Here is a 13,016-nt window from a genome sequence, read left to right on the forward strand (position 1 = left end):
AAATTTTAAAAAATACAATGCAACATTTTTAAAATTGAGTTTAATTAATGAAAAAAGTTGACAAAATTATTTGTTTTATACAAAATTATCTAAAGATAAAAAATACTTATTTAAATAATTAAGATATAAAGTGCCAACTTTAGCATTTATGATAGAGTGACATTTTAATGCATAGCGTATGACAATTATTTGAAAGAGGTTAAATTATGAAAGCGCAGTGCTTAAATATTATTTCTATGGATAATTATCCTACGAAACGTGTGGCGGATGGTTTACTACTAATACTTCCTTTAAAAGGAATCACAGAAATACAACATTTTATAACAGATATAAAAGTTGAAAATGACTTATTTATAATTAATAATTCTGAAATATTTACAATAAAAAGAAATGAAAAAGCGATTAAATTATATATTGCTAGTGATTGGTTTTATGATCGTGGCTATGATTTTTTTGCGTATCAATATACTTCAAATTTAATCCAATCTTCCAATGCGTTATTCCAATCTATACTCAGTTTAACGCAACGTCAGTTAAATCAAACGTTGACTAAAGTATTATTTGAGTCCTACATGAATAATATTGTCGATATTATTGCTTCTGAAGCAAAAGTCGATATAAAATATTTAAAACAACAAACAGACTACTCATTTTATGGTATTACTGGTGAAATGCTAGATTACGTTAATAACCATTTAGATAAAAAATTAACATTAAAAGAAATTGCTAATAAGCTTTTTATTTCTCAATCAAATATATCATCACAATTTTATAATACATTAGGTATGAGCTTTAAAACGTATATAGATACTTTAAAACTTTCAACATCGATATCCACTTTGTTAACGGGAAAATCTACGATTAGTGAAGTGTCTGATCAGTATGGTTTTAGTAGTTCTGCTAGCTATAGTAAAAAATTCAAACACTATTTTGGTCATTCGCCAAAGGATTATCGTATGCTTTCGAAATTAGATAAATCATTTCCTTTTACGACAGAAGATTACACTGCGAGTTCGATAGTTGAGATTCAGAATATAATAACGGAGCGACTTAACAAACTCAATGTTCAAAATAATTATATATGCATTGATTTACAGCATATTAATGAATCTACTAACGATACTATTGTAATCCAAATTCATAATATAAAAGAGTTTCATAACTTGTTTGCGAATAAAAGTATGAGCTATCTATTTGAAGGTACACAAAAGGTTGTTGTTTATTGCATGATAGATCCAAGAAAGTTACAAGAAACATTTATGGATGAAGCTTATGGCTTTATTAACTTCGTTTATCATGCAAATGTAAATTTAGCATTTCAAATCACAAATAGTGATGACGTGAATATTTATATCGATCAAATTTATAGTCAATATCAAACTTATTTACAAGCACACCCTGAATTATCAGAAAAACATATGCATTCAGTGAGCTATATCTTTAACGCTGAGACTATGCCTATCAAAGAAATTTATCGTAATATTATTAAAATTCAGCAGTACAGAGAACATGTGAAATTTGGTATTGATATTACACACTTATTCAATAACCCTGAATGTTTTAAATTGATGGAAAAACAGATGAAACGTATAGGTTTTGATTATTTCTTTGTTGATAATCATAAATTGGCATCGCCTTATTTGAGTGAAGATCATGAAGATTTGCTTACAAAACAAGTATTTAAATTCAGTAATATTAGAAAAATTATGAACGATATGGAATTAGAAGAAAGAGCGTACTTTCTTTTGAATGTGCATAATAATTACTTGTTGAATGACGATAATATGGAAATTATTGAAAGTCCACCATTGCTTATGGGTATGTTTAAACAGATGCGTGAACATTTTACTGGTGTAGGGATAGATTTATTCCAGCAACAAGGTGAGAAAAATGCATTGTATTTATATGATCAAAAAGGTTTCCGCTCCGTTCTTGGTAATATGTATGAAAGAATAATGGAGAAAATGAGATACGAAGTGAAAGATTTTGAATATTATACTATTGTGAACCAACCAGAGAAAATTTCGATTTTTGTAAATGATTGGCGCATAGGTGAGAGTGAAACTGCAGAATGTGAGCCACAAAATATTCAAATACATTTAAATTTTAAAGATAAGGCTATGAAACGTCCATATATTATTTTTTATGAAAAAATAAATAGCACATTTGGAAATATCAATGGTATTATTGCACCATCTTTAAGAATTGAACATACATGGTCAGATGAATTAATCAGTAAAATCGACGATTATAATAAACCGCATTTCAGTGTTATGCAGCATCATTTTGAAGAAGAGAATTTGATCATTGATTTAAATTATAATACGGTCCACATCATTGATATTTATAAAAATTAAAAAGACATGATATTATACCTTTTTAAATAATATGCGTAGCAAAATTCAATTTATCGTTATTCGTAATTTTGACAAATCAATAACTATAAATAATAAAGACATAGACGTGGAATTTGTGGATAATTGTATTGTATTGCTTACTAGCATTTGGAGGTGTAACAACAGTGAATAAAGACAAAAAGGAGCAATTTTTAAATATTTATAAAAAATATAAAAGCTTAATGCACTATATTGATTCAAACTATAAATTGACCATGAATGATGTGGCAGTTTTAGAATTGATAGAACAAAATTGTAGTGAAAATAATATGTTGATGCAGCCATTTTTAAAAATTGCAACTACTGAACTTGAATTAAGTAGAACTAAGGTGCTTGCATCGATTCGCAGATTGATTGATCAAGATAGAGTAAGCAAAATACGTTCAACTGAAGATGAGCGTAAAGTATACTTATTTATGGATAATGACAATGCACAAAACTATAAATCTTTATTAGATGATATTGAAGGGTATGTTAAGTAATTAATAGTAAACTATGACGCCTTTAATAATCGAAATAGAATATTAAAATAAAAACTACAGTTATTTACTTTATCATAGTAAGTATCTGTAGTTTTTTTACTTTGAAAAGGTTTTGGATTCAATCAATGTGCGTAAATCTATATTCTACAGTAAAAATATTGTATAATATATCATATTAATAGATGTAGTAATTGAGAAAGCGAGATGAAATCATGGGACGTAAGTGGAATAATATTAAAGAAAAAAAAGCCCAAAAAGATAAAAATACAAGTAAAATTTATGCGAAGTTTGGTAAAGAGATTTACGTAGCAGCTAAATCAGGTGAACCTGACCCACATGCCAACCAAACTTTACGTTTAACATTAGAGCGTGCCAAAACTTATTCAGTTCCGAATCACATTATTGAGAAAGCAATTGAAAAAGCTAAAGGATCTGGTGAAGAAAATTATGATGAATTAAGATATGAAGGCTTTGGACCAAATGGCTCAATGATTATCGTTGATGCTTTGACAGACAATGTAAATAGAACAGCTTCAGATGTACGTGCAGCTTTCGGTAAAAATGGAGGCAACATGGGCGTATCAGGATCAGTCGCTTATATGTTTGAATATACAGCTGTGTTTGGTTTTGAAGGCAAATCAGTAGACGATACATTAGAAGAATTAATGGAAAAAGATGTGGATGTCAGAGATGTGATTGATGAAAATGGATTAACTATTGTATATGCTGAGCCAGACCAATTTGCTCAAGTACAAGATGCATTAAGAGAAATAGGTGTTGATACATTTAAAGTTGCGGAATTTGAAATGTTGCCCCAATCTGATATTGAATTATCAGCAGAAGATCAGGAACAATTCGAAACACTTATTGAAGTATTAGAAGACTTAGATGATGTGCAAAATGTATTTCATAATGTGGATTTGAAATAATATGAATCAATACGTACAAGCTTGGATTTCACAATTACAACTGCAACCGCACCCAGAAGGTGGTTATTATAAAGAAGTAATTAAAGGTACTATAGTCGGCGCAAATCAAAGAGCGCAGTATTCTAGTATTTATTTCTTATTAACGCATGACAATATTTCACATTTTCATCGTATCGATGCAGATGAAATTTGGTATTACCACGATGGTGACTCACTTATGATTCATATGATTCACCCAGACGGTAGATATGAACAAGTATCCTTAGGAAAAAACATAGAAGCGGGGGACGTATTACAGTATGTAGTACCAAAAGGGATCATATTTGCATCATCAGTGGAAGGTCAAAATGCTTACGCGCTTGTTGGATGTATGTGTCAACCTGCATTTAAGTTTGAACATTTTGAATTATTGAGCCAAAGTTGGTTGAACGAACAGTACCCTAACTTAGAAGATATCAATATGCGTTATGCATTATCTGCTGAAGCTATTGAACAGAATGAATATTAAACTCTATAAAAAAATAGATTTGAGAGCCCGAGACATTACTTTGTGTCTCGGGCCCTCAAATCGTTAATACTGTTTCACTTTATGTTATTTTGCAGTGCCAAATACTTCTTTGGCAATTTCTACTATATAAGCAAGTTTTTGCCATTGTGCTTCTTCTGTAAGTTTATTACCTTCTTCAGTAGAAGCAAATCCACATTGTGGACTCAAACAAATTTGATCTAAATTTATATATTGTTGAGCTTCTTCAATGCGCTTAAGTATAGCATTTTTATCCTCAAGTTCTCCTGTTTTTGAAGTGAATAAGCCTAATACTGCTGCTGATTTATCATTTGGGAAATAACGTAATGGTTCAAAGTCTCCAGAGCGATCATCGTCATATTCTAAGAAAAAACCACCTAAATTTTCTTGGAATAAATAAGGTGCTACTGGTTCGTAACCGCCTGAAATTGCCCAAGTAGATTGGTAGTTACCCCGACAAACGTGAGTTGTGATTAGTAAATCTTCTGGTAATCCTTGTACTGCTTCATTGACAACACGGAATGCAAGTTGACGTGCAGTTTCTTTTTCTTCTTCGGTACGATCACGACCACGCGTTTTTTGAGTTCCTGATGTTAGGTTTGCCCAATAAACATCATCTAATTGAATATAACGTGCCCCTAGCTCATAGAATTTTAATAAGCTATCGTGATATGCTTTGGCAACATCGTGGGAATAACTTTCAATATCTGGGTATATTGTTTCGTTCAAAATATTTGGATGGAAAAGCTGGTTAGGGCTAGGGATAGAGACTTTTGATGTCCCTCGGCCATTTACTTTTTCATGTAAGAATTGGAAATGTTCAAAATGGGGGTGGTTTGGGTTAAATGCAACCTTATCTACAACCTTCACATTATAATTTCTAGTTTCCACACCTTCGAATTCTAAACCATGTTCGGATGTATAACCTTGAATGCCATCTAAATGTTCTAAAAAGTCGAAATGCCACCAACTTCTACGAAATTCACCGTCTGTGATACTATGTAATCCTACTTCTAATTGTTTTTCAATAATATGTTCAATTTCTTCATCTTCAATAGTTTTCAATGCATTTGCATCAATTTTATTGTTTTTGTAATCTTGTCGTGCTTCTTTTAAGCGATCTGGTCGTAATAAACTACCAACATGATCTGCTCTAAATGGTCTTTGAATAACTGTCATGGTTAGGCTCCTTTATTTATGGAATTTTCTGAAAAATATAGATAAAATTTATCAGACTTCAGAGAATTTGTCAATTTCGCTTTTACACTATGAAATATAGTACAATAATACTAATCAAATTTTAAAGTTAAAATTAAAAGACACCAATATAATTCATGAGATGACATGGGCGAAACAGTTTTATATAATAATGACAAGGAGTTGGTGACAGTGAAAGTAAAATATATCGATAAGCGTCACTGGCGTCGCATCATTGATAGAGAATACACAGAGGTCAAAGTGAACAATAATAAGTTTAAAGGTATTATTGGTTTAGTCACTATGAAAAAAGTTCGGGAGCCATTAGAGGTGTCAGTAGTTGGACAAAACATTATTGTTGCTGATGACAACTATCAGTGGTTACAAATCTTACCTGAGAAAAAGCGTTATAGTATTACAGTGATGTTAGATGACAAGGGCAACCCATTAGAATATTATTTTGATATTAATTTAAAAAATGTTACTCAGAAAGGAAATGCACGTACGATTGATTTGTGTTTAGACGTACTTGTATTACCAAATGGGACTTATGAACTTGTTGATGAAGACGACTTAAAACGTGCATTGGATACGGGACAAATTACTAAAAAACAATATCATGAAGCATATGTAATCGCGCATCAACTTATGATAAAAATTGATGCTGATTTCCCAACTATGCAAGATAAGATTATGTATTGCTATCATAAAATTAAACAAAAAGCTAAAGGTCAGAAATATAGTAAACATAAGTCGAAAGAACATAAACATCATATGCATAAATCCAAACACCACACACATGAAAAACATAAACAGCATAGACATACTTCTACGCATAAACAAGGACAACAAAAGACTTCACACCATGAAAAGAATTAATATATCATGACATACATTTGAAATAGTAGTAAATATAATGGAAACGGTACTAACTATTGAAAATTATGTGTTAAAAATGGCATATAAGTATATAAATAAACGTGTTATAGTGAATATTACATGTAAAATGAAAAGCTTAGAATTGCATGTAATCTACACAAATAAAAAAATAGAGTTATTCTACGATAATTAATAGGGTTTTATAAAAATAGGGGGATAATTATGAAGATTGACGATTATCGCTTGTTAACTACTTTGGATGAAACAAAAACACTGAGAAAAGCAGCTGAAATTCTCTATATTTCACAACCTGCAGTTACGCAAAGACTTAAAGCGATTGAAAATGCTTTTGGCGTCAATGTTTTTATCCGAACTAAAAAACAATTGATTACGACAACTGAAGGTACAATGATAATTGAACACGCTAGAGAAATGCTGAATAGAGAGCGCTTGTTTTTAGACAAAATGCAAGCGCATATTGGTGAAGTCAACGGGACAATATCTATTGGATGTTCGTCTTTAATTGGCCAAACTTTGTTACCTGAAGTATTGAATTTGTACACAAGACAATTTCCTAATGTAGAAATTCAAGTTCAAGTTGGTTCAAGCGAACAAATTAAAGCAAATCACAGAGATTATCATGTCATGATTATTCGTGGTAATAAGATTATGAATTTAAGTAATACACACCTTTTTAATGACGAGCATTACTTCATTTATCCTAAAAATAGGAACGATGAACTAGAAACAATGCCTTTTATTGAATTCCAAGCAGACCCAATTTACATTAACCAAATAAAAGAATGGTATGGAAGTCACGTTGGTCAAGATTATCATGCAATGATTACAGTAGACCAAGTTGCAACTTGTAAAGAAATGTTATTGAATGGCGTAGGTGTAACAATATTGCCGGAAATTATGATGAAACATTTAGATCGCGAGTTGTTCGAATTTAAACGTGTGGATATCGATAATAAATCGCTCATACGTTCTACGTTTTTAAGCTACGATTCAAGCATGAAGCAGTTGCCTCAGGTAGAGTCATTTATAAATCTAATGATGGAATATGTTGAGTAATAAAATAGATATGGATTTGATTTTGAGTTTCATTTTATAAAAGTAAAGTTATTGTACTGACGAAGATTTATATTATTAAGAGAATAGAGGTTGTCTACATGTTTAGTGCCTTATTACATATTAAAAACTACAAATTATTTGTAGTGAATATGATGCTATTAGGTATGGGGATAGCAATTACTGTACCTTATTTAGTGTTGTTTGCTACAAATGATTTAGGTATGACTTCCACGCAATATGGATTATTGTTAGCCTTAGCTGCAATTAGTCAATTTATAATGAATACGATAGTTGCGCGTTTCTCTGATACGCACAATATTAATAGAAAATTAATCATAATTACAGCCTTATTTATGGGGGCAGTCAGTTTTTCAATTTATTTCTATATCCATGAAATATGGATTTTTATAGCAATGTACGCTATTTTTCAAGGATGTTTTGCGCCAGCAATGCCTCAAATGTATGCATCAGCTCGTGAATCAATTAATGCTTCTGCTTCAAGAAACAAAGCTAAATTTGCTAATGCAGTTTTACGTTCTATGTTTTCATTTGGCTTTTTATTTGGTCCTTTAATCGGTGCTTTACTATTAAGTGCTAATGGATATTCAGGCTTGTTTGGTGGTACCATTACAATCATTATCTTCACCTTACTATTACAAGTATTTTTCTTTAAAGATATCAAGACAGAACACACTGTTTCTGATGTAAACCATGTTGAGACAACAGCTCCTAATATGTTAAGAGATAAGTCACTATTTGTTCCGTTTTTAGCGTTTATTTTACTGCATATAGGGCAATGGATGTATACATTGAATATGCCGCTATTTGTAACGAAATACCTTAATGAACCTGAAGGATTTGTTGGTGGATTAGCAAGTTTATGTGCCGGATTAGAAGTGCCTTTTATGGTTGTTTTAGGTATATTGTCAGCGAAAATGACTACGCGTATGTTACTTATGTTAGGTGGTCTCTTTGGAGGGTTATTTTACTTTAGTATCGGCGTGTTCGAAAGTTTAGCTATGATGTTTGTAGGACAAGTGTTTTTAGCGATATTTTTAGCAATACTACTTGGTTTAGGGATTAGTTACTTTCAGGATATATTGCCGGACTTTCCGGGTTATGCTTCAACATTATTTGCTAATGCAATGGTTATTGGCCAATTATGTGGTAACTTGTTAGGTGGTATAATGAGTCAATGGGTTGGTTTAGGAAATGTCTTCTATGTTTCTGCAGGATCTATATTTATAGGCATGATTCTCATTTTCTTTACTAAAGATCAAAAATTTACAGAAGAAAGTATGAGTAGTTAATAATGGCAATTATTTTATGGTTATGTATTATAGCGGCATTTGTCTTAGCATTTATAGGTTTAATTAAGCCGGTTATTCCATCTGTACTTGTCTTGTGGGTCGGTTTTCTAATTTATCAATTCGGTTTTCACAATGGTAATTTATCATGGGTGTTTTATGTATCTATGATTTTACTTACATTATTTATAATCGTTGCAGATTTTATAATGAATCAATATTTTGTTAATAAATTTGGTGGTTCAAAAGCAAGTGAATATGCAGCGCTTGGTGGCGTTATTGTGGGGTGCTTTGTCTTTCCTCCATTTGGAATTATTATTATTCCATTTGTTGCGGTATTAATTGTAGAAATGATTCAAGAACCAAACTTTACAAAAGCTTTAAAGGCAAGTTTTGGTTCGGTTGTAGCATTCTTAGCAAGCACAGTTGCACAAGCATTTATCATGGTTATTATGATAATATGGTTCTTTATAGACGCATTACTAATTAATTAAAATTATATTTTGAGCTAATAGTTTTATCTTTAGAATAAAGTGAGCAAGTCATTTAATTCTAAGTGGGGCTGTTAGCTCTTTTTTATGAAAAATTGTAACTCAAAAATTAAATTAGGACGATTAAATACACATATAATTTTAATGAAAGCGCATTAATATAATAATTTAATAAAAAATCAAGCAATTACCTTGTTTTCAGTAACTTTATTTTAGTATAATCACAAACATGTTTAAAAAACGGAATAGGAGGGAGAGTCAAAATGAAATATCCAATAGCTATATGGATGCTGGCTATCGGTGCATTTGCAATCGGTATGACAGAATTTGTAATTATGGGACTTTTACCAAATATTGCAAGGGACTTTGATGTAACTGTGAGTCAAGCAGGACAATTAATTACTGGTTATGCGTTAGGTGTTGCCATTGGTGGACCAATCATAGTCATGTTAACAATAAAATGGAATAGAAAGTACCTACTATTAGTGTTAATGGGCATCTTTATTTTAGGTAATTTTGCTGCATCATTTAGTCCGAGTTATGGATTTATGATGACAAGCCGTATTATTACATCATTAGCACATGGTTCATTCTTTGGTATAGGTTCTATATTAGCCGCAAATATGGTTAGGCCAGAAAAGAGAGCAAGTGCCATGGCTTTGATGTTTATGGGACTAAGTTTAAGTAACATCTTAGGTGTGCCATTTGGTACATTAGTTGGTCAAAATTTCGGTTGGCCAATGACATTTATTGTTATTTCTATTATTGGTGCGTTAGCTTTAATAGGAATCATTATTTTTGTACCAATGCAACGTGAAACGATTAAGTCTTCTGTATTAAATGAATTGAAAATTTTAAAAGAGAAGCGTTTATGGTTAACATTAGCCGTGACATTATTCGGATTTAGTAGTGTGTTTGCTTATTTCACATATATATCTACAGTTTTAACTGACGTATCTAATGTTCAAGAGCATCTTATTTCATATTTACTTATTATATTTGGTGTAGGTGTTACGTTAGGCAATGTCGTAGGTGGTAAACTTGCAGATTGGAATTTAAATAAAGCGTTACAAATGATATTTACAGTATTTATTTTATATTTCGTGCTGTTATACTTTATCCAAATGAACGGATTCTTAATGGTCGCAGGTATATTCTTCTTTGGTTTAATAGGATTTAGTATGAGTCCATCACTACAATTCAAGAGTACTTTAATTTCAAAAGATGCGCCAACACTTGCTAGTACATTAAACCAATCAGCGTTTAATCTAGGGAATGCCTTAGGTGCATTTATAGGTGGGTTAGTTGTTACTCATTTACCAGTAGCATCTCTAAGTCTTATCGCACCTATTTTAACAGCTATAGGTTTAATATTCTTATTTATCAGTGTTGCTGTTGAGAAAAAAGAAGGCATGACAACTTAAAGTAATGTTGTCATAATTAGTCGGTGTAGATTATATAGCGTTTTAAATTTCCCTATACGGACTTTATTATGTTTGATCAGAAAAATAATTAAAGTTTAGAGGTCATGAGTAGAAATATTTTATTCAATTTAGCTATAGATTAAGCAATATAAAATAAGAAAGATTGGGACATAAATCCCAGAAAAATAGCACTCAAATGATTTAATTCAAATCATTTGAGTGCTTCTATTTTATTCAATACTTCGTATTGTTGGCTTGTTCCTCAAGAGTCTCGCCAAAACACTTCGCATTTATATGTAATTTTACATTAAAATACTTTTAAAAAATAAGGCACTTACGTAGAATTTAATAAACACGACTAAACTAAATTAACGAGGTGCCTTATATATAAAGATTATAATATGACCCCACTTACACTATCAATGGAAACTTCAGTTCTTATCCCCACAAATGATATGTCACGACATGCTAATGAGATCGTTGAAACAATGCCTGAAAATGAATTGAATGCATTCAATTCATTCAAATATCATCGTAGCAGTACATCATATCATCTTGCTTTGCTTTTAATATTAAAAGCAAGTCATTACTAAATCATAGTGAAGTATTTGTGTCTTTATTAATATAGTGATGATCAATATACAATGAAACCGGAATAATTATAAAAGAAATAATAATAAATGTCCAATTGCTTATAAAAATATAAGGACCTACAGCAAGCGCTGCTTGAGGTACAAAAAATACATAAAATATCGCAAATAATAAAATTATAATACTTACGTATGTCATAATCCAAGTCCAATGCGATTTGGTAAAACATTGCATTTGCACAGTTTTAAAAACCATCCATATAAATATGAAAATAATGCTAATACCGACGAGTAACATTATGGGAAATGTATATATATATAGCCGTTTAGCACCGATAAAAAACCCAATAAACCCTTTTAGAAAACAAAAAATACCAAAGAAAAGTAAAATATGTTGGAAAATATATTTGAATATATTGGTGAGTGTCTCGTTCGGCAATTTTTTAATTTCTTGTTTTGCGTGTGATTTAGGATCATGATCAAAGAAATCCATAGCGAGCGTGCCTTCTTTTTCGGCTTGTAATAATTGAGTTAATATACGATTCAACATCTTTTCAGAGTCATGAGGATTCACACTCAAATCCGCGCGTACATAAGTCATATAGTTTTCGAATGTCTCTCTATCAGTATTGTTTAATCGTAGTGATTTTACATTATTTTCACGCATTAATCTTTCAGTAGATTTCATTTGAATTCCGCTACCTTTTTTATAGAATGTAAGAATAAGATATGGCTTATTATGACTAATATCACGACATAAATCAACTTTACTTTTTAAAAGGAGAAATTATGGAACAACTTTCATTATCACAAAATAAATTTATAGCAGAAGTTGCAAACATACATGAGGAACAACTTGAACAACAGTATTACGATTATCAAAAATCTAATTTGTCTGTCGCTTTGCGTATAGAAATGATTGAAAGAAGTTTGAAACTAGAAGCGGGGCACATTTTAATTGAAACACTTAATGATATTTTAGTAGGGTTTGTATGGGGACAATTTGAAGTAGTAGGATGTAAAGTTGTGATTGAAATGCTCTACGTCCATCCTGAATATCGAAATCAAGGTATAGGTGACAAATTGAAAACATCCATAGAATCGTGGGGAATTAATCAAGGTGCTCAAAAAATAGAAAGCACCGTTGCGTATAGCAACAAAGAAATGATAGAAATGAATTTAAAAAGAGATTATCAGGTGGAGAAGTTAATTATGTCTAAAAAACTGTCAGTAATTAATGAAGATAATAATAATTAATGATAAAATTAATATATTATAATGAAAAAGGAGTTCTTACATGAAAAAGTGTTTGGCACTCATATTAGCAGCAACAGTTACATTAACAGCTTGTGGTAAAGATGATGAAAAAGCATCATTGGAAAAAGATGTTGATAAATTAGAAAAACAACAGAAAGATTTGAAAAAACAAAAAGAAAAATTAGAAAAAGAGCATGATAAATTGAAAGATAAATCTGAAAGTCTAGAAAAAGATATAAATTCAGAAACGTAAATTACATAGGTAGAGTGGGGAGCCGAACGAAATATAGATAATAAAAAAGTATATCTGTATAATATATAGTAATTAGATTTAATTATATTTTGAAAATACGTTGTAATATTTCCTAGGAAATCATTGTAATATGGTTTTACTAATTGTTATAATGGGTATCATTAAACATAATGTGGATTAGTAAATACGTATAAAAATGCAAAAAAGT

The 13,016-nt window shown here is 30.8% G+C and carries 13 protein-coding genes and 1 pseudogene; 12 read left to right on the forward strand and 2 right to left on the reverse strand.

All coding sequences use genetic code 11. The features are described 5' to 3' along the window. The first annotated feature begins 206 nt into the window (after positions 1–206). From J5E45_RS10565 to J5E45_RS10580, 4 genes are all read left to right on the forward strand, one after another. The gene (locus tag J5E45_RS10565) at positions 207–2,357 is read left to right on the forward strand and encodes a helix-turn-helix domain-containing protein (protein ID WP_069792740.1); all 2,151 of its coding nucleotides are present in this window, start codon (positions 207–209) and stop codon (positions 2,355–2,357) included. A 164-nt stretch (positions 2,358–2,521) separates the two neighbouring features. After that, positions 2,522–2,878 carry a transcriptional regulator, SarA/Rot family gene (locus J5E45_RS10570; protein WP_039068841.1) on the forward strand — a complete coding sequence of 119 codons (357 nt, stop codon included), beginning with the start codon at positions 2,522–2,524 and terminating at the stop codon, positions 2,876–2,878. A gap of 212 nt (positions 2,879–3,090) precedes the next feature. Beyond that, positions 3,091–3,807 carry a YebC/PmpR family DNA-binding transcriptional regulator gene (locus tag J5E45_RS10575; protein ID WP_069792739.1) on the forward strand — a complete coding sequence of 239 codons (717 nt, stop codon included), beginning with the start codon at positions 3,091–3,093 and terminating at the stop codon, positions 3,805–3,807. 1 nt (position 3,808) lies between these two features. After that, a complete protein-coding gene (locus J5E45_RS10580; RefSeq protein WP_208182174.1) occupies positions 3,809–4,315 on the forward strand; it encodes a cupin domain-containing protein in 507 nt (168 codons plus the stop codon). Positions 4,316–4,399: 84 nt separating this feature from the next. On the opposite strand, the gene J5E45_RS10585 is transcribed toward J5E45_RS10580, so the two are convergent. Next, positions 4,400–5,512 carry a 5-methyltetrahydropteroyltriglutamate--homocysteine S-methyltransferase gene (locus J5E45_RS10585; RefSeq protein WP_069792737.1) on the reverse strand — a complete coding sequence of 371 codons (1,113 nt, stop codon included), beginning with the start codon at positions 5,510–5,512 and terminating at the stop codon, positions 4,400–4,402. Between the two features lie 210 nt (positions 5,513–5,722). On the opposite strand from J5E45_RS10585, the gene J5E45_RS10590 reads away from it, so the two are divergent. The 6 genes and pseudogenes from J5E45_RS10590 to J5E45_RS14495 all read left to right on the forward strand — a co-directional run. After that, positions 5,723–6,409, forward strand: a complete 687-nt coding sequence (locus J5E45_RS10590; protein WP_069792736.1) for a ribonuclease FAU-1 family protein — start codon at positions 5,723–5,725, stop codon at positions 6,407–6,409. A gap of 222 nt (positions 6,410–6,631) precedes the next feature. Beyond that, positions 6,632–7,486 carry a LysR family transcriptional regulator gene (locus J5E45_RS10595; protein WP_039068837.1) on the forward strand — a complete coding sequence of 285 codons (855 nt, stop codon included), beginning with the start codon at positions 6,632–6,634 and terminating at the stop codon, positions 7,484–7,486. A gap of 98 nt (positions 7,487–7,584) precedes the next feature. Beyond that, on the forward strand, positions 7,585–8,796 hold the full coding sequence (locus J5E45_RS10600; protein WP_069792735.1) for a sugar efflux transporter: 1,212 nt from the start codon (positions 7,585–7,587) through the stop codon (positions 8,794–8,796). A gap of 2 nt (positions 8,797–8,798) precedes the next feature. After that, entirely contained in the window at positions 8,799–9,287 is a 489-nt protein-coding gene (locus J5E45_RS10605; RefSeq protein ID WP_039068835.1) for a DUF456 domain-containing protein, read from the forward strand. A gap of 260 nt (positions 9,288–9,547) precedes the next feature. Further along, entirely contained in the window at positions 9,548–10,708 is a 1,161-nt protein-coding gene (locus J5E45_RS10610; RefSeq protein WP_039068834.1) for an MFS transporter, read from the forward strand. 383 nt (positions 10,709–11,091) lie between these two features. Continuing rightward, positions 11,092–11,277, forward strand: a pseudogene (locus tag J5E45_RS14495) (IS5/IS1182 family transposase); the annotation flags it as partial. Between the two features lie 25 nt (positions 11,278–11,302). Here J5E45_RS14495 and J5E45_RS10620 read toward each other — a convergent pair. Continuing rightward, a complete protein-coding gene (locus tag J5E45_RS10620) occupies positions 11,303–11,986 on the reverse strand; it encodes a DUF1129 family protein (protein WP_039068832.1) in 684 nt (227 codons plus the stop codon). 101 nt (positions 11,987–12,087) lie between these two features. Here J5E45_RS10620 and J5E45_RS10625 point away from each other — a divergent pair, with 101 nt between their 5' ends. Both J5E45_RS10625 and J5E45_RS10630 read left to right on the forward strand, forming a co-directional pair. After that, positions 12,088–12,555, forward strand: coding sequence for a GNAT family N-acetyltransferase (locus J5E45_RS10625; RefSeq protein ID WP_069792734.1), 468 nt, complete (start codon positions 12,088–12,090; stop codon positions 12,553–12,555). A gap of 40 nt (positions 12,556–12,595) precedes the next feature. Then, entirely contained in the window at positions 12,596–12,808 is a 213-nt protein-coding gene (locus J5E45_RS10630) for an SA0632 family lipoprotein (RefSeq protein ID WP_052253452.1), read from the forward strand. Positions 12,809–13,016 lie beyond the last annotated feature (208 nt).

It is taken from the genome of Staphylococcus shinii, assembly GCF_017583065.1.
GTDB classification, from domain to species: Bacteria; Bacillota; Bacilli; order Staphylococcales; family Staphylococcaceae; genus Staphylococcus; species Staphylococcus shinii.